The organism is Mycobacterium sp. Soil_C_30 (assembly GCF_057656995.1).
This window is the reverse complement of sequence record NZ_JBDGJH010000005.1, coordinates 46,783-62,759: the sequence shown is the minus strand read 5'-3', so window position 1 is coordinate 62,759 and position 15,977 is coordinate 46,783. Positions and strand designations below refer to the sequence as shown.

Genomic DNA, 15,977 nt, shown 5'->3' with positions numbered 1-15,977 from the left:
GCAGCTAAACCAATAGTACTGGCGAAAGCTTTTCGCGAATTCCGAATCGTGTTCGGAACTCCGGCCGTGGCCAAGGCCAATTCGCCGGCGGCATAACCCGAGACGACCCAGGCCCGACTCCTTCAACCCCAACGTCTGGGCGCCCGCCGTCGCCCGCGCCCAGGCCGCCGGACTCACCAAGAGACCCCGCATCCACGACCTCCGCCACACCTGCGGGTCCTGGCTGATCCAAGTCGGCCGTCCACTGCCCGCCGTGCAGCCCCAACTCGGCCACGAGGTCATCTAGACCACTTAAGCGGCCAAGGCAACGCAGCCGTCACCGGCGCCGTGCTCGAACCGCCTTCAGACTAGCTGGTATGCGCGGGGGTTGGTCAGGAGCATGTAGCAGTCCTGCAGCGAGCCGGAAGTGTCATCTAGAGAACGGTAGATACCCCACCTCGGGAACACCCGGCTGTTCAGGAACAAGGTGTCGATACCGCTCCTCGCTGCGTCGATGCGGGTGCCACCGCTGTTGAGGATGAAGCGAATGGAGCCTGACTTCTTGTTGCCGAGCTTTATCCGGAAGTCGACATCGGTCCATTTGTCGTACAGCGGCTCCAGAGGTGTACTCCCAATCGTGGAGTCGGCACTGTAGCAGTGCAGCGCGATCGTCGGGACGTCGTTGTCGCGACGCAGGGTGAGCACGGCGACCGGAAATCCGGAGTTCTGTTTCATCTGCATGACGTGGGTAAAGCCGGTGGTCGCCTTGAGTGAGCTGGGCAGATACATCGAATAGGTGATGCGCCAGGTCTCGCCACGCGACCAATTTAGAGATGAATCGCCGGTGCGGCAGCCCTGTACCTCTTGGCGCTGGCGGTCCGTCATGGTGTCACGATCGACGGTGTGCATGTTGAACCGCCAGTTGTCACCCTCGGTGTAGATATGCGGCCCACCGGCCGGGTGGGAATTGGCAAAGTCGTCGAGGATCCGCTCCCAGCCCGCCATGCCGGCCTCACCGGCGGTGGGTGACCAGCGCAGCTTCCAATCTTCCGCTGCGTGTGCCGGGGGCGGGAGTGCAACGGTCGCCGCGCCGGCGACCGCAGCCCCAAGAATCGCTCTTCTGGAGGTGCTCATCTCTCTTCACCTGCTGCTCAGCTGTTGGTTGACCTAAGGAATTCGCCGAGGCCGTGGACGTCGTTGTTTGCCCGAGTGGGCGACACGTATCAGCAATCAGCAGAGTACCTATGCCAGGAGGAGCGGCGACGAAACGACCCGACGGCCCCCACTTCAGTCAAAGCTCTATGCCGCGGGCCGCGCAGTATTTGCAGACTTGTCCGGTGGCCGCATCTTCAGCAGGTTCATCGTCAGCCGCCGCGCCGCCGCTATTGACGGCTGCGGCATCCTGAACTCCCGCATCGGGCCGGCACTCTTCGTCCACTCCACGATCCGCACCTGGCTGCCCGGCGCGGTGGTGAGGTCGTGCGCCGCCGGGTCGTAGTCATCGACCTGGGTCACCCCAATCCGAGTCACGTAGGTCAGCATGGACGCCAGGATAGGACCGGAGCTGAGGCACCCCTGCTGGCCATTGTGCTCGACCAATGGGAGCTGAGCGCTGCGAGAGCCCGGACTATCGCACGACCTCTATCTCGGACTGTAAATCCGTCGGCTAACGCCTACACAGGTTCGTATCCTGTACCTGCCATGCAGTATTCAGGCCCCTCGAAAGAGGGGCCTGATGTGTTTGAGCCTCAGTGCCACTATTGGGCGAGATTCCGCCAAGCCCGGCGCTCGACGCTCTGTGCCGTCTAATAGCTCCGAGAGACGCACTGCAGGGGCTCACAGACAGCCGAGTCTCGTCCGCGTGGCTGGTCAAGAGGGTCTGCTCATTTAATGTCACTACAGAACGAGCGTGGGCGGAGTAGGTGCCCTTGGGGGCCGGGTCGCACTGTTACATAACTGCGTTTTGGGCGTCGCTAGGTCGCACGAACCTTCCAAGTGCGCGAACAAGATGGAGGACGACCCAGTCGTCTACTCCGAGCGTCGATGGCAGAGGCTCATCTACGCCTGATGGAATGGCGAACCGAAACGCGCGAGTGCTCAATGCGGTCGGATACCTTGCGATTCAACGTTGTGGTCTCGATCTGCCGATGGTTATTTATCGCAGCGTACGCTTCGCTATGCGCTCAGACACGGGACGGTCTAGACGCTAAGCGAGCTCATTGTGTTCAAGTTAACGCACCTACCTCCTCCAGGGCGGTAGGCGAGCGTGCGTGTGTGTCGAACTAATTCGATGAGTCGTTCATCATCGTCGTCGCGGCGAATCTAACGGCTCTGAAAGAAAGCAATGAGGTGCGGGCAGTAGTTATTGCCGCACGGGCCGGTTGTACCTAGGACTAGCTAGCTGCTCACGGCTTGTGCGCCGAAATCTGTTGCGCCATCAGGGGCGTAAGTCGGCTGGCGATGAATTCGTGTCCCTGGTCGGTGGGATGCGCGCCATCAGGGGATATCAAACCCGGCTGGTTCACAAACCACCCTTCGGCTATTGGATCGACGAAGACAGCTCCAACAGTTGCAGCCTGGCTTCTGAGGACGTCTCTTGCGTGAAGAATTCCAGGCGGCGGCGTCGAGTCAGCCCATGCCGGGCCTACCACTATCAGTTGCGCGGTCGGCGCGGTCGCACGGACCTGAGCCAATGTGGAACGGACCGCAGGTATGAGGACGGGGCCTGGAACCTTGTCGTCGCTGCGAGCGCCAAAAAGAACGACGAGTTTGGTGTCCGATCCGACGCTCCGCGAGACTTGGCTGGCGAATGTGACTCCCCTGAAATTGGGGTCAGCGTAACCGGATCCTGCCTGGGATCCATTGGTCACCTTCACATCGAGCCCCTGTTGTCGAAGCTGCGATGCGGCAATAAGCGGCCAGCCGCGCTGGCCCCGGCCCCCGAACTCCGAGGCGGCCGTATACGTATCCCCAATGACGGCGACGTATGTGTGTGGCGGCGGGGGTGGGGGTGACGTGTATCGCGACGTATATTCCGGAGGTTCGTGTAATTGGCATCCCGCCAAAATGGCGATCAGAGCCGTAACGATTGCCACGGTACGCACGTTTACGCCCCCTTTGAGAATCTGCGCGAGTCTACGGCACCTCATTGAGGGCGCGCCCGGCTGCTGAACGGCTGTCGTGCCGTCATGGTTATTAAGTTCCAACGCGTTGGTTCGGATGTCGTCATAGACTCGACGTCCCTATTGCGGGGGAGCCTCGAACTCGCCCTCGGTGTAACACAACACAATGAGGCCCCTCAATGAAGCCGTAGTTCGCCGTTGGAAGTGGAGAGCTCAGCAGCCGTACCAGGGACGCTCCACGCGAAGGGTGATCGACGTTCGGGCGGTGAGCCTGCCTCCGTCTGCCGGTGATTGGCGGCAGACCACCCAGCTACCCGGGCTCTGAATCTGAGTGGCCTCACCGCCCATCTGGGTGACATTGAGGCGGAACTGCGTCGTCGGCGAGATGGCGGTGATGGTGTCCAGGGCCTTGGCGAGGGTCACGCCAGTCACCGACGGCATGGTGAAGGTGGGGGTCGGGGCGGCTGTCCTGGTGATCGTCGCGGTGGGCGCCGGTTCCGCGGCGGCTGGGCTCGCGATCAACAGGGGTGCGATCGCGAGGGCGCTGACGACGGCTGCAGTGCGTGTTCTCACTCTGGTCCTCTCGTGATTGAGAGGCCAACGTATCGGATTAGAGGAAGCTCCGCTTAGCTGCACACGCCAGTGGCGCCCAGCTTAAACGGGAGTCTGGTCACGTTATGGTAACGCTGCAGCGGCTCTGGTTTCTGCGATTGTTGTTGTCGCAGTTAGCTACTGAGGTCAAGTGAGGCGACTTCTCCGCTACGTGTACGCAGCCGTGCGTGAATATGGCAAAGCGCTATCGGGCCATTGCTCGCGACTGTGCCCGCGCCAAAAGGTTCCGGCGCGGGCACAGTCGCTCACGGTTACTTGCAGGCGTCGGCCACCATCGGGTCCAGGGTGTTGCGTGCCGCGTCGAATTCGCGCACGACCCCGAAATCGACGTCGGTTGAGGCGCTGACCATCGTTCCGGCAGAGGGCACCTGATCGCAGACCAGCCAGTCGGTGAGGCTGAGTTGCTTCTGCGCCATGCCAGAGATGTTGTGCGAGTGCATGTCCACGGGTAGGCCCTTGGCTGCGGCGGACACCGCATCCTCGGCCTCCTGCAGGTTCATGCCGTCGATCGACGGCATCTTGAAGGCTTGGGCTGCCTGCGCCGGCCCGGCGAGTCCGATGGCTGCGGGGAGAAGCAGGGCAACGGCGCCGGCAGCGATGGTGAGATGTTTCTTCATGTGAGTTCCTGTTGCTGTGGGTCGAGGCAGCCCGTGGTGACCGGTCTGATCATCGAATGTGTTGCCACTCAACGGTTGCCGAGTGACTCAATGCCTCGCAGAGCTGCTACGACGCCGTAGCGTTGCGATGAGCAGAGGTTGTCAACCGTGTAGCTGCAAATACCAGTGGTGTGTGCTGTGAACAAGCTTGTCAACCACTGTGGGAGCCGGCACGGCGCATGCAGCATCCTCACAGCGACATAGCAGGAACAACCGGAAGACCCGGAGATACGCCGTCTGTATCCGTTGGCCACAACTCGCGGTGCAAACTGTGTATTCCGCCCCGCGGCAAGCCGGCTACAGCAGCGGGTTGACCTGCTCCACCGGAGCCGGCGTTGACGGTTCGTATGCGTCCGGCCGAGCGGCATACGCGATCAGCCCGATTGTCAACAACACGAGGGCGGCCACCACCCCGACCTTGCTTGAACGCTCAACGGTGTAAACGCCCTCCCTGATCGCGCGACGGGTTTCGCGAATCTTGCTGGAATCGGCCTCGCGCAATGGGTTTCAAATGAGGTGGTGTATCGCCAGCAGCGATCCGATGAGCACAATCGCCGGCCAGTGCACCAGGTACTCGAGTCAGAGAGATTGTCGATGTAGGTGCTGGCACAGGTGCGCAGGAAGCCTTGGGATTGTGGCTCGCCCCCGGTGCCGGCCGCGATTACCAACGTGCTCCGGCCACCGGCAGGAACGTACAGGGAGCCAGGTGTTTCAGTGGAAAGTTCTGCGAGAGAACAACACTCGTGCCAATGAGTCCCAGCCACGTCCACGACAGTAGCGGTTTGAGCAGTTTGGTAAACGTGCGAGCAATCCGCTCGCAACGGCGAGAAGTGCGCCGACTCCGAACCCCCACAGTCGTGCGAAGGTGCTGAAGTAAGCCCACGCCGGAGAGGTGGCGGACTCGTAGATCACCCAGGCCAATGACGCGGCAGTCGGCACTGCGATGGCGCCGCCCGTAACCCGTAACTGCCGCCCCCGACTCGTGTGGATTGCCAGCAGACCTAGCGCACGAAGCAACGCGGGCCACACAAGGTAGAACTGCTGCTCGATCGAAGTCGGGTTGGCGGTCGGCGCTGGTGCCTTTGGTTGTGCTGTCGCGACGAACGCATGGGCAAGCGCAACTCTTCATGCGTCCGGCTGACGCCATTGACGATCAGCGCGTACAGCATGGCGAGGCCGTGAACGATCCGGTATCCGGATCGAGTCCGAACCGCCGCCTCCGGGGCCAGGTGTTAAGGGCCGGAGACGCCAGCCGCACCTCGGTGACCAGGACGCAGCAGCGCGGGCATGACGGCGGCTTCGGGCCTCGGGCATGCAAGAGCGGTCAGCGTGAAGGCGTGGTGGTGCGTGCAGTTGCATCGCGTCCGTTGTCGGTCTCGCTGATCGAACAGCCGCACGAGCAGAACCCGCTCGGATGAGAAGGATGACCGCACACGCAGCGTTCCGCCGCGGTGCGCGCTCGTGGTGGCGCGTCGTCTTCGAGACTCTCTCGGTAGACGTCGCCGATCGACGCGCCGAGCGGTAGGCGCTGCAGCAGCTTGGTGGCGTGCGCCTGAGCCGAGCAGAGCGTGTGATGCGACTGCGTGAAGTCCTGATCGCTGCAACCGGATTTGCTGAGAGTCCACGAGACGCAGAAAAGTTCACGACCCGCAGCCGAGCTGACATCTCGACGTGTTGGCTCGTCAGCGCGGCTAAGCACCACTCGCGTCACGTACCTCGTCATACGCAACAACCCTACGTGGAGCGGGCTATCGCTGCTTGCTGCGCCCAGCTACTGACACCGCTTATAGGCGCCTCCGCTCTATGTGATTCACATCACAAAAGGCGTAGCCTCGAAGCATCTCTAGCGGAGGGAGATGGGAATGAAAGGCGCATTCCACGACCCGATCGACCACGCACGGACCACCCAGCCACACGCTGGCGAATCCTTCATCGACACGCTGTGGTGGCCCGGGTTGTTTCTGTTGGCGCTCGGAATCATCGCCATCGCCGGAACTGTCGCCGCCACTGCGTACAGCCGCGACGGCTGGCCGCTGATCCTTGGGCTGGTGGCTGGGGCGCTGGTCACCGCCGGAGCGCTGCTGATCACGCTCGAGCATCAGCGGGTGAAACGGGTGGAGCGTCGGTGGATGGCTGAACATCCGCGCCCGCATCTGTAACGGCGCGGCTGAACATGACCGACTTGCCGGTCGGTCCGACACGAACACATTTAGGCCGTCAACATATTGTGGCGTTCGTCACATAAATCGCTAAACTGTGTTTCTCGCCACAACGAAAGAGGGCTTGCCATGGTCAGTGCACAAGGTCCGCTGATGCATCCCCCCGCCGCACTGCGACCGGCCGGCGGAGGTCACCTTTCCCTCAAGAGCGTTCTGCACGCTCTGCTTTTCGTTCTGGCTCTGGGAGCCATCACGGCCGTGGTGGTCGCGATGCTGGCCGGGGAGACCACCGTGGCGCTCATCATCACCATCCTCACCGGGGCGGTGTTCGCAGCGCTGATCGTTTGAGACGAGCGGCGCGCTAACTTTCCAGCCAGCGCATGATGTCGCGCGTCGGCCGGTCCACGATGTCATCGAACTCGTGGTGCTTTTTGACGTAGGCCGACACCAGCGGGCACACTGCGACGATCCGCAGGCCTTCTGCCCGGGTGGCGACCAACGCTTCACGGACCAATACCGTGGCGATACCACGACCGCCGAACTGGTCGTCCACCTCGGTGTGGAAGAAAACCCGCTGCCCGTCGCGGTCACGGAACGCCGCCAGTCCGACTGGCGTTCCCTCCACCGACACCGCGAACCTGTCCTCGGCTTTCGCGATGTCCAGCGGCGCGCCAGTCTTGTCCGTGAGTGCCATCAGCTTTCCTTCCGGCGGGGCGGCTGTCGAGGTTTGAGCCGTGTGGTGGGCAGCGGGGGAGCAGGCAGCCATTCCGGCTCGCCTGCGTAGCCGTGTACCACCCCGAAACGTGCCGACTGCGCTTGCCATTCCTCGCGGAAGGCGGCGATCTCGTCGTGACTGCGACCCACGAAGTTCCACCACATCAGCAGTTCCTCGGTGAAGGGCTCCCCTCCGAGGAGCACCGCCCGCACCGGGGTGTCCCCGATGTTGGTGAGCACCAATGACGTGTGACCGGTGCCTTGATATGCCATCTCGCCCACGGCCACCGGATGCCCGGCGGCCTCGAGGCTGCCCGTGTCGAGCAACAGGCCATGTTCGAAGGCCGGGTCGATCTCAGCTGTGAATGAGCCGCCCACCGGCAGGTCGACCTGTGCGCCGAGCAGGGGCGTGAAAGTGGACACCGGCGAGCGTCGACCCGCCAGTTCGCCCAAGAACACCGTCAAGGTGGCGCCGTCACGTGACACGGGCTCAGGCGCGTAATGATCGAAGCGCCGCTGGGTGTCCCGAGCGCCATCCGGCAACGCGACCCAGAGCTGCACCCCGTGCAGGATCGTGGTGGCCGAGGTAGACACCTCGGAATGGCAGATGCCGGCCCCGGCGGTCATCAGATTCAGCTCACCGGGATGCACCATCGCGTGGACGTCATTGCTGTCCCGATGCTCGATTTCGCCGGCGAACAGCCAGCTCACGGTTTGAAGTCCGGTGTGGGGATGAGGCGGGACGTTCATGCCTGGGCCACCGCGAACATCGTCGGGTCCGTAGTGGTCGGCGAAACACCACGCGCCGATGAGCGACCGCTGCCGCTGCGGCAAGGTCCGGCGCACCCGCATGGCGCGGGGGCCACCCAGCGGCACGTCGCGCGGCTCGAGAATCTCGATCCCGCTGCTGGGTCCGGCTGTGCAATCCACCTCGACGGGAGCCGTGTCGAGATTGCTCATCGGACGTTCACCCGCTGGGGGCTGGCTACCATCGACGCCACAGGTCGACCCTACCCGCGCGCGAGCGGGCCAACTCGAAGGCGGGCGATGGACACCAAGCATGTGTTGATCGACAAAGCGGCGCCGGATGCTTACCGGGCAGCCGTTGGGGTCGCGACGGCAGTGAGCGCCGCAGCCAAAGACAACGGGCTACCCCGCACACTCGTGGAATTGATCAATGTCCGGGTGTCGCAGATCAACGGCTGCGCCACCTGCCTGGACGTCCATGTCCGTAAGGCCGCGGCCGCCGGTGTGAGCTCCCGGCAGCTTGCCACGGTGTCACAGTGGCGCGACACCGAACTGTTCGACGCCCGGGAACAGGCCGCTTTGCGGCTGGCCGAAATCACCACGACGCTGCCCGATCATGACACTGCCGAACGTGAATATGGCCGTGCCCGTGCGGTTTTGACCGATGGGGAAGTGTCAGCGGTGGTCTGGGTGGCCATCGCCATCAACGCGTTCAACCGGGTGTCGATTCTGAGTCGACACCCGGTCAAACCGTAGTCAGAGGCGGCTGGTCACCAGCTGCCGATAGGTGCGCCCTGGCGGAACTCGCCATTCTGGCGCACGCCGAACGGAGCGGACCTGGTGCCCACCACCGCCTTTACGCTGTCTCGGACTTCGCCCTGGGCGCGGACTCCGCCGCCGTCTGCCGAACGGTTCTCCCACTGTCCCCGGGCCTCACCCTGTGCGGTGCGGCGCAGTGCGTTCTGGTCGATGACGGTGGCCTGGCGGCTGGTGACGTTGGGGCGGGGGGCGACCTCGCGGACCTCGGCGCTGGCGGTGGCGGCGCTCACGCTCAGGAACGCTGCGGCCACCGCGGCCGATCCGATGCCAAGTGCAACAAGCTTCTTGGCGTTGAGCACGAAGCCCCCCATGTGTGCAGTCATCGACAGATACCCCTTCGTCACATCGGACCATCGTCTGGTCCCTCGTTCTATCGCGCAGGAGGGGCGAACGTTACCAGTTGAATTCTTCCAGTTGGCGGGCGTTGCCGAGTGGTTCGCGGAGTACCGTGTGAAAAGCGTTGAACTGCTGTAACTTTGGAGACCTTTAAGAATCCTCGAAGGCTTGGGTTGGGGTCACATCTCGTGATCAGCAAAGCCGCGCAGCACGCTTGCCACCCCGACCGTCCAACGGCGGTCCACCGACTCCTGGGTCGCCCCCAGCCAGCGGCCGCCTTCTTGTACGGCCAGTCCTTGCGCCAACGCCAACAGGACGTGGGCGATGTCGACCGGGCTGCCGTGCAATCGCCCGGCGTCGACGCACCGTTGGACCTTGCGGATCAGGATGTCTCGCACACTGGGTGAGGCGGCGAGCTCGGCGGGTCCGGGGTCGAAATCCTGGAAGGGGCGCGAGAACATGACCCGGGCCAGTGCCGGGTAGTTCAGGCAGAACCGGCGGAACACCGGGATGAGGTGTTTCAGATCGGCGACCGGGTCGGCGGTCTCGGGGACCGCGGCCATCGCCCGTCCCAGTCGCTGGAACCCCTCGAAGTAGACCTCGCGGACCAAACCCGCCTTGTCGGTGAACAGTTCATAAACCGCCGGCACCGACGTGCCCGCGCGTTCGGCGACCCGGCGGGTGGTGAGCCCCGAGACGCCGTCTTTGCTCAGCACCTCCACGGCCACCGACAGCACGCGCTCGCGTAACTCCGGGGTCCGTTGCTTGGCCCGCGGCACGGCTACTTGATTCCGAACTCGGCCTTCATGTTGTCGATACCCGCGCGGATCCCCTCAAGCGCCTCGGCGCGGGCCCGCAGTTTCGACGCCGCGTGCGCGCCGCGGTGCAGTTTGGCGAACTCGCGCGCGGATTCCTCGGCGCGCTCCAAGACCGCCTCCGGCAGTGCGATCTCATCGATCCAGCCCGCTGCCAGCGCTGCTTCGCCGAAATACACCTTCGCCAGGCCCACCGACTGCTGATAGGCGGCCCGCGTCAGGCGCAGCTTCATCACCTCCAGCGCGGCGTACGGCAGCACCATGCCGATGGCAACTTCGTTGGCTTGGATGTTGTACCCGGGGGCGGCGATGCGGTGATCGCCGCTGGCCAGCAGGAAGGCGCCCATCGCGATGGCGTGGCCGGTGCAGGCCATCACCACCGGGCGTGGAAACGACAGGAGTCGGTGCGACAGCTCGAAGCCGCCCTGCAGCATGGCCACGGATGCGTCGACATCCCCGGACTGAAAGACCTTCAGGTCGAATCCGCCGCTGAACACCTTCTGGTTTCCGGCGATCACCACCGCGCCGACGTCATCGCGTTCGGCATTGTCCAGTGCGTCGTTGATGGCTTGCTGCATGCCCAACCCGAGGACGTTGGCTTTGCCGTCGTCGAGGGTGATGACCGCGATGGACTCGTCGTGCCGATAGATGACCGCGCCGCTCATGACTGCTCCTCCGAGTGCCGATGACGTTTCGAAGCGACGTTACGTAACAGCGTTCCGAAACGTCAAGGAATGTCAGCCGCCCATCAGGGTGCGCCACTGGTCCAGGCTGGAGGCGCGATAGACGTAGTTGTTGCGTTTGACGCTTTCCAGTGGCGCGCTGGGCTCGTCCGAGTACCAGTGGCCCGGGAAAACCACAGGGTCGCCGCTGAGGGTGGCCAGCTGCTGCAGGCTGCGGAACATGTCGTCGACGTTGCCGCCCGGGAAGTCGGTACGTCCGCACCCGTCCAGGAACAGGGTGTCGCCCGCGACCAGGCGACCATCGAGCAGGAAGCACTGGCTGCCCGGGGTGTGGCCGGGGGTGTGCAGCAGTTCGATCTCCACGGCGCCCACATGCACCTTGTCACCGTGTTCGTGGGCCGTCAGGTCGCCCAGCGGGATCTCGGTGATGCGTGAAACCCACTGCGCCTCATGGGTGTTGACGTGAACCGGGGTGTTCTGCCGTTCCAGGAGTTCGGCCAGGCCTTTGAGCGTGAAACCCATCATCGTTCCGCCGACGTGGTCGGGGTGGTGATGGGTCACCAGCACGCCCGAGAGTGTCATGCCGTCCGCCTCGAGGATGTCGAGCAGGTCGTTGGCGGCGTACGCCGGGTCGACGACGACGCAATCCTTGGTCTCTTTGTCGCCGATCAGATAGGAGAAGTTGCGCATCTGGGTGGCGATCATGTCGCCGGCGGCGAAGTCCCGCCCGGAGAGGAGCTGGCGAAAGTAGAGGCGGTCATCTGCGCTGGAAGCCATTCGGCCAGCGTAGAAGGCTCTCTACGACTCGTTATCGCAGGTCTAAAAACCGCACGTCATGGGGTGTTTAACGGCACAGCCTGAAAAGTCGCATGTACGATGCGCAATTAGTAGCGTCGCCAGCATGCAACTCACCCGATTCACCGACCTGGGGTTGCGGGCCATGATGTTGCTGGCCGCGGGCGAGACCAGCGAGCAGCGGGTCACCACCCGCCACATTGCCGCCGGTGCCGGCGCTTCAGAGAACCACATCGCCAAAGCCGTTTCCCGGCTGGTGGACCTGGGGTTGGTGCACGCCCGGCGGGGGAGGGTGGGCGGTCTGTCGCTCACCGATGCCGGCCGGGCCGCGTCCATCGGGTGGCTGGTGCGCGAGCTGGAAGGCGATCGCGAGGTCATCGACTGCGAGGGCGCCGCACTCTGCCCGCTGATCGCCGGGTGCCGGCTGCGCCGCGCGCTCGCCGACGCCAAGAACGCCTTCTACGCCGAACTCGACCGCTACACCGTCACAGACCTGGTGCGCACTCCAGCGCTCCAACTCTTGAGCCTCACCCCGATGGAAAGGAATCCACGATGACCGCCTCCACCCGCGAGGAACTCCAGCCGCAGTACGCCGAAACCATCACGGCCACATTGCCGTTGGTGGGTGCGCACATCGACGAGATCACAACAGAGTTCTATCGCCGGATGTTCGAGGCGCACCCGGAGTTGTTGCGCAATCTGTTCAACCGCGGCAATCAGGCCCAGGGTGCGCAGCAGCGGGCGCTGGCCGCATCGATCGCCACCTTCGCCGCTCATCTGGTGGATCCCAGCCTGCCGCATCCGGCCGATCTGCTGTCCCGGATCGGGCACAAGCACGCGTCGCTGGGTATCACCGCCGATCAGTACTCGATCGTCCACGAGCATCTCTTCGCCGCCATCGTCGAGGTGCTGGGCGCGGACACGGTGACCGCGGAGGTGGCCGCGGCCTGGGATCGGGTGTTCTGGATCATGGCGGACACGTTGATCGCCCTGGAACGCGATCTCTACGCCGCCGCGGGAGTGCAGCCCGGTGATGTGTACCGGCGGATGCGGGTGACCGGGCGAGTCGATGACCCTTCCGGGGCGGTACTGGTCACCGTCGCCGGCGCCGACCAGTTCAAAACCCTTCCCGGGCAATATGTCTCGGTGGGCGTCACGCTGCCCGACGGTGCGCGGCAGTTACGCCAGTACAGCCTGGTGAACGCCGATGGCGGCGAACTGACCTTCGCGGTCAAGCCGGCCGGTGAGGTCTCGGAGTGGATCCAGGCCAACCTGCGTGTCGGGGACCTGCTGGATGTCACCGTGCCGTTCGGGGACCTGCCCACCCCTCGCCGGGGGGTACCGCTGGTGTTGATCTCGGCGGGTATCGGCGTGACGCCGATGATCGGCCTGCTGGAGTACCTCGCCGCTGAACAACCCGAGACGCGGGTGCAGGTGCTGCACGCCGACCGGGGCGACGGCGCTCATCCGCTGCGGGAGAGGCAGCATGAGCTCGTCGACGCCCTGCCGAATGCCACCCTCAACGTTTGGTACGAGGACGGGGTGACCGCGGGGGAGCCCAACGTCCACGCGGGCCGCATGGTGCTCGACGGAATCGACCTGCCCGAGGACGCGCACGTCTATCTGTGCGGGGCGGACGGCTTCGTCCAGGCGGTGCGTCCCCAACTGGTGGACCGGGGCCTGCCGACCGAGCGGGTGCACTGCGAGCTGTTCTCGCCCAATGACTGGCTGCTGGGGTAGCCCACCACCGAAGCCCGAATGGTCATTTGCCGCCAAGCCGCTGGTGTTGACCAGCGGTTTGGCGTCTAAATGTCCCAGGCTGTACCCTCTTTAAGGCCCGAGCAACAGCGTGCGCTGCTGCAGAGGGTGCAGGCCCCCTTAGCTCAGTCGGTAGAGCGTTTCCATGGTAAGGAAAAGGTCAACGGTTCGATTCCGTTAGGGGGCTCGGTAGCGCGGCGGCGGCGCCGCCCGTGCCTATCGGGGCGGTGTAGCTCAGCTGGTTAGAGCGCACGACTCATAATCGTGAGGTCGGGAGATCGAGCCTCCCCACCGCTACAAGACAGACAAGACGTGTTGGAAAAGGACGAATCGTGGCCTCGAGTACTGACGTTCGGCCGAAGATCACTTTGGCGTGCGAGGTGTGCAAGCACCGCAACTACATCACCAAGAAGAACCGCCGCAACGACCCCGATCGGCTGGAGCTGAAGAAGTTCTGCCCGAACTGTGGCAAGCATCAGGGTCACCGCGAATCGCGCTGATTCCCTAACGGGTCGACCGGGTGGTCGGCCCGTTAACTGTTGTTGAGTCGATCTAGGTAGGTTCAACCCGTGCCGTTGTCCGGAAACCTGGTCGGGATGCATTACCGCTACCCCGACCATTACGAGGTGGAGCGCGAGAAGATTCGCGAGTACGCCGTCGCAGTGAAGAACGACGATCCCTTGTTCTTCGAGGAGAGTGCCGCCGCGGAGCTCGGGTACAGCAGCCTGGTGGCGCCGCTGACTTTCGTCTCCGTCTTCGGATACACCTCGCAGTTGGCTTTCTTCAAGGATGCTGAGATCGGCATCTCCGATCGGCAGATCGTCCAGGTGGACCAGGAGTTCAAATTCCTGAAGCCGATCCAGGTGGGCGACAAGCTCTACAGCGATGTGTACGTGCATTCGGTTCGGCAGGCTCACGGCACCGACATCATCGTCACCAAGGTTCTGATCTCGAATCAGGACGGCGAGTTAGTTCAGGAGTCCTACACCACCCTTGCGGGGCGTAGCGAAGAAAACGGAGAGAGTGGCTTCAACGATGGCTCTGCGTGAGTTCAGTTCGGTCAAGGTCGGCGACGTGCTGCCGGAGAAGGTCATTCCGCTGACCCGGCAGGACCTGGTGAATTACGCCGGCGTCTCCGGCGATCTGAACCCCATCCACTGGGATGACGAAATCGCGCAGCTGGTGGGTCTGGACGTGGCGATCGCGCACGGCATGCTCACCATGGGGCTCGGTGGCGGGTTCGTCTCTTCCTGGGTGGGTGACCCCGGCGCGGTCACCGAGTACAACGTGCGCTTCACCGCAGTGGTGCCGGTGCCCAACGACGGCAAGGGCGCCGAGCTGGTGTTCAGCGGCCGGGTCAAGTCCGTCGACCCCGAAGACAAGTTGGTCACCATCGCGCTCACCGCGACCACCGGTGGCAAGAAGATCTTCGGGCGCGCGGTGGCGAAAGCGAAGCTGGCATAACGGATGGCCATCAAAACTGACATCCTCGGGATGGTCCACAAGTACGACGATCACTTCGTCGTGGGCCGGGAGAAGGTCCGTGAGTTCGCCCGGGCGGTCAAAAACGACGATGCGGCGTTCTATGACGAGGATGCAGCCGCCGCGCTGGGCCATGACAGCCTGCTGGCGCCCTTGACCTTCGTCTCGACCGTCGCGCTGCTGGTGCAGCAGGACTTCTTCCGCAAGGTCGACACCGGCTTCGAGACCATGCAGATCGTCCAGGTGGATCAGCAGTTCCTGTACCACAAGCCGATCAAAGTGGGCGACAAGCTCTTTCCCGTGATGGAAGTGATCTCGGTGACCGAGCGTTTCGGCGCCGATATCGTCGTCACCCGGAACACCCTGTTCGACGAACACGGCGAGACGATCCTGGAAGCCTTCACCACCTTGATGGGCCAGCAGGGTGAAGCGTCCGCGAAGATCAAGTTCGACATCGCCACTGGTCAAGTCACCCGAGTAGCGGATTAGTAGATAGCCATTACCCCGTTGTACACTCGGACCTCGGGATATCTCCTGTAACCAAGCGCGCTGTCCGGCGGTTTGACCGACTCGGGTAGCGCGCGAGTTATGTGGAGCCCCACCTTTGAGGGTTGGAATCCAACCCGCGAAGGGGCGTAGCTCAACTGGCAGAGCAGCGGTCTCCAAAACCGCAGGTTGCAGGTTCAAGTCCTGTCGCCCCTGCTCAACTGAATAATCGAGATGGTGGACACTGGAACCCGAGCTGTTCGACACGGGAACCAGGGCCCTCCCAGACAGGGACCACGAAGGAGCATGCGGTGAGCGACGAGCGCGACAACGCCGACGCAGCCGACGGCACCACGGACCAGAACACCGGTGACCAGGGCGGCCGAGCGGTGGCGACGGGCACAGTGACCCCGCAGCGTCCAACCGGCAAGCGTTCGCGTCAGCGGGCGCTGGCCGGCGATACCGCTGACGCCGAGCCGTCGACCGAGGTCGACACCGACGCCAGCACCAATGGATCCGGCAAGGCGCCCAAGGCGAAGACGAAAAAGGACGCGGCCGACGGCCCGTCCCGGAATCCGTTCCTCTTTGTCGTCACCTACCTCAAGCAGGTGGTGGCGGAGCTGCGCAAGGTCATCTGGCCGAACCGCAAGCAGATGGTCACCTACACCTCCGTGGTGCTGGTGTTCCTGGCCTTCATGGTGGCGCTGATCAGCGGGGTGGACCTGGGTCTGGGCAAGCTGATTTCGCTGGTATTCGGCTAGCGGAGTTGCACCATGACGGTCACCGTCACCGGAACTGCTGAACTGTAAGAGAG

24 protein-coding genes and 3 tRNA genes are annotated in these 15,977 nt (G+C 63.7%); 15 read left to right on the top strand and 12 right to left on the bottom strand.

Annotated elements, in window-relative coordinates:
- Nucleotides 1–79: 79 nt before the first annotated feature.
- The gene (locus AC3A6P_RS10985; RefSeq protein WP_487691927.1) at nt 80–286 is read left to right on the top strand and encodes a tyrosine-type recombinase/integrase; all 207 of its coding nucleotides are present in this window, start codon (nt 80–82) and stop codon (nt 284–286) included.
- A 56-nt stretch (nt 287–342) separates the two neighbouring features.
- Here the strand turns inward: AC3A6P_RS10985 and AC3A6P_RS10980 are convergent, their stop codons facing one another.
- From AC3A6P_RS10980 to AC3A6P_RS10955, 6 genes are all read right to left on the bottom strand, one after another.
- A complete protein-coding gene (locus tag AC3A6P_RS10980) occupies nt 343–1,113 on the bottom strand; it encodes a polysaccharide lyase family protein (protein ID WP_487691516.1) in 771 nt (256 codons plus the stop codon).
- 165 nt (nt 1,114–1,278) lie between these two features.
- Nucleotides 1,279–1,521, bottom strand: coding sequence for a hypothetical protein (locus AC3A6P_RS10975; RefSeq protein WP_487691515.1), 243 nt, complete (start codon nt 1,519–1,521; stop codon nt 1,279–1,281).
- A gap of 863 nt (nt 1,522–2,384) precedes the next feature.
- Nucleotides 2,385–3,128, bottom strand: a complete 744-nt coding sequence (locus tag AC3A6P_RS10970) for an SGNH/GDSL hydrolase family protein (protein WP_487691925.1) — start codon at nt 3,126–3,128, stop codon at nt 2,385–2,387.
- A 186-nt stretch (nt 3,129–3,314) separates the two neighbouring features.
- Entirely contained in the window at nt 3,315–3,674 is a 360-nt protein-coding gene (locus AC3A6P_RS10965; RefSeq protein WP_487691514.1) for a hypothetical protein, read from the bottom strand.
- Between the two features lie 290 nt (nt 3,675–3,964).
- Entirely contained in the window at nt 3,965–4,330 is a 366-nt protein-coding gene (locus AC3A6P_RS10960; RefSeq protein WP_487691513.1) for a PASTA domain-containing protein, read from the bottom strand.
- Between the two features lie 336 nt (nt 4,331–4,666).
- The gene (locus tag AC3A6P_RS10955; RefSeq protein ID WP_487691512.1) at nt 4,667–4,870 is read right to left on the bottom strand and encodes a hypothetical protein; all 204 of its coding nucleotides are present in this window, start codon (nt 4,868–4,870) and stop codon (nt 4,667–4,669) included.
- Nucleotides 4,871–5,445: 575 nt separating this feature from the next.
- Between AC3A6P_RS10955 and AC3A6P_RS10950 the strand changes: the two genes are divergently transcribed.
- The 3 genes from AC3A6P_RS10950 to AC3A6P_RS10940 all read left to right on the top strand — a co-directional run bounded on the left by AC3A6P_RS10950 (nt 5,446) and on the right by AC3A6P_RS10940 (nt 6,876).
- Complete coding sequence (locus AC3A6P_RS10950; protein WP_487691511.1) at nt 5,446–5,787, top strand: hypothetical protein; 342 nt, start codon at nt 5,446–5,448, stop codon at nt 5,785–5,787.
- A 444-nt stretch (nt 5,788–6,231) separates the two neighbouring features.
- Nucleotides 6,232–6,528, top strand: a complete 297-nt coding sequence (gene usfY, locus AC3A6P_RS10945) for a protein UsfY (protein WP_487691510.1) — start codon at nt 6,232–6,234, stop codon at nt 6,526–6,528.
- A 153-nt stretch (nt 6,529–6,681) separates the two neighbouring features.
- Nucleotides 6,682–6,876, top strand: a complete 195-nt coding sequence (locus tag AC3A6P_RS10940; protein WP_487691509.1) for a hypothetical protein — start codon at nt 6,682–6,684, stop codon at nt 6,874–6,876.
- Between the two features lie 13 nt (nt 6,877–6,889).
- Here the strand turns inward: AC3A6P_RS10940 and AC3A6P_RS10935 are convergent, their stop codons facing one another.
- Nucleotides 6,890–7,222 (bottom strand): GNAT family N-acetyltransferase, encoded by a 333-nt coding sequence (locus tag AC3A6P_RS10935; RefSeq protein WP_487691508.1) that lies wholly within the window; start codon nt 7,220–7,222, stop codon nt 6,890–6,892.
- A complete protein-coding gene (locus AC3A6P_RS10930; RefSeq protein WP_487691507.1) occupies nt 7,222–8,202 on the bottom strand; it encodes a pirin family protein in 981 nt (326 codons plus the stop codon). Before AC3A6P_RS10930 ends, AC3A6P_RS10935 begins: the two co-directional genes overlap by 1 nt.
- Nucleotides 8,203–8,289: 87 nt before the next feature.
- On the opposite strand from AC3A6P_RS10930, the gene AC3A6P_RS10925 reads away from it, so the two are divergent.
- Nucleotides 8,290–8,745 carry a carboxymuconolactone decarboxylase family protein gene (locus AC3A6P_RS10925; protein ID WP_487691506.1) on the top strand — a complete coding sequence of 152 codons (456 nt, stop codon included), beginning with the start codon at nt 8,290–8,292 and terminating at the stop codon, nt 8,743–8,745.
- Between the two features lie 14 nt (nt 8,746–8,759).
- Here the strand turns inward: AC3A6P_RS10925 and AC3A6P_RS10920 are convergent, their stop codons facing one another.
- From AC3A6P_RS10920 to AC3A6P_RS10905, 4 genes are all read right to left on the bottom strand, one after another.
- Nucleotides 8,760–9,131 (bottom strand): hypothetical protein, encoded by a 372-nt coding sequence (locus tag AC3A6P_RS10920; RefSeq protein ID WP_487691505.1) that lies wholly within the window; start codon nt 9,129–9,131, stop codon nt 8,760–8,762.
- A 192-nt stretch (nt 9,132–9,323) separates the two neighbouring features.
- Nucleotides 9,324–9,923, bottom strand: coding sequence for a TetR/AcrR family transcriptional regulator (locus tag AC3A6P_RS10915; RefSeq protein WP_487691504.1), 600 nt, complete (start codon nt 9,921–9,923; stop codon nt 9,324–9,326).
- Nucleotides 9,924–9,925: 2 nt separating this feature from the next.
- Entirely contained in the window at nt 9,926–10,624 is a 699-nt protein-coding gene (locus AC3A6P_RS10910; RefSeq protein WP_487691503.1) for a crotonase/enoyl-CoA hydratase family protein, read from the bottom strand.
- A 72-nt stretch (nt 10,625–10,696) separates the two neighbouring features.
- Nucleotides 10,697–11,419 carry an MBL fold metallo-hydrolase gene (locus AC3A6P_RS10905; RefSeq protein WP_487691502.1) on the bottom strand — a complete coding sequence of 241 codons (723 nt, stop codon included), beginning with the start codon at nt 11,417–11,419 and terminating at the stop codon, nt 10,697–10,699.
- A gap of 124 nt (nt 11,420–11,543) precedes the next feature.
- Here AC3A6P_RS10905 and AC3A6P_RS10900 point away from each other — a divergent pair, with 124 nt between their 5' ends.
- The 10 genes from AC3A6P_RS10900 (at nt 11,544) to secE (ending at nt 15,924) form a co-directional block, all read left to right on the top strand.
- Nucleotides 11,544–11,993 (top strand): Rrf2 family transcriptional regulator, encoded by a 450-nt coding sequence (locus tag AC3A6P_RS10900; protein ID WP_487691501.1) that lies wholly within the window; start codon nt 11,544–11,546, stop codon nt 11,991–11,993.
- Nucleotides 11,990–13,177 (top strand): globin domain-containing protein, encoded by a 1,188-nt coding sequence (locus AC3A6P_RS10895; protein WP_487691500.1) that lies wholly within the window; start codon nt 11,990–11,992, stop codon nt 13,175–13,177. The genes AC3A6P_RS10900 and AC3A6P_RS10895 overlap by 4 nt, the downstream gene beginning before the upstream one ends.
- Before the next feature lie 132 nt (nt 13,178–13,309).
- A tRNA-Thr gene (locus AC3A6P_RS10890) sits at nt 13,310–13,382 on the top strand.
- A 36-nt stretch (nt 13,383–13,418) separates the two neighbouring features.
- Nucleotides 13,419–13,492, top strand: a tRNA-Met gene (locus AC3A6P_RS10885).
- Between the two features lie 35 nt (nt 13,493–13,527).
- Nucleotides 13,528–13,695, top strand: coding sequence for a 50S ribosomal protein L33 (rpmG, locus tag AC3A6P_RS10880; RefSeq protein WP_068915518.1), 168 nt, complete (start codon nt 13,528–13,530; stop codon nt 13,693–13,695).
- A 96-nt stretch (nt 13,696–13,791) separates the two neighbouring features.
- On the top strand, nt 13,792–14,244 hold the full coding sequence (gene hadA / locus AC3A6P_RS10875; protein WP_487691923.1) for a (3R)-hydroxyacyl-ACP dehydratase subunit HadA: 453 nt from the start codon (nt 13,792–13,794) through the stop codon (nt 14,242–14,244).
- Nucleotides 14,231–14,659, top strand: coding sequence for a (3R)-hydroxyacyl-ACP dehydratase subunit HadB (gene hadB / locus AC3A6P_RS10870; protein ID WP_487691499.1), 429 nt, complete (start codon nt 14,231–14,233; stop codon nt 14,657–14,659). The genes hadA and hadB overlap by 14 nt, the downstream gene beginning before the upstream one ends.
- Before the next feature lie 3 nt (nt 14,660–14,662).
- Nucleotides 14,663–15,166, top strand: coding sequence for a (3R)-hydroxyacyl-ACP dehydratase subunit HadC (gene hadC / locus AC3A6P_RS10865; RefSeq protein ID WP_487691498.1), 504 nt, complete (start codon nt 14,663–14,665; stop codon nt 15,164–15,166).
- A 140-nt stretch (nt 15,167–15,306) separates the two neighbouring features.
- Nucleotides 15,307–15,379, top strand: a tRNA-Trp gene (locus tag AC3A6P_RS10860).
- 95 nt (nt 15,380–15,474) lie between these two features.
- Nucleotides 15,475–15,924 carry a preprotein translocase subunit SecE gene (secE, locus tag AC3A6P_RS10855; protein ID WP_487691497.1) on the top strand — a complete coding sequence of 150 codons (450 nt, stop codon included), beginning with the start codon at nt 15,475–15,477 and terminating at the stop codon, nt 15,922–15,924.
- The last annotated feature ends 53 nt before the right edge of the window (nt 15,925–15,977 follow it).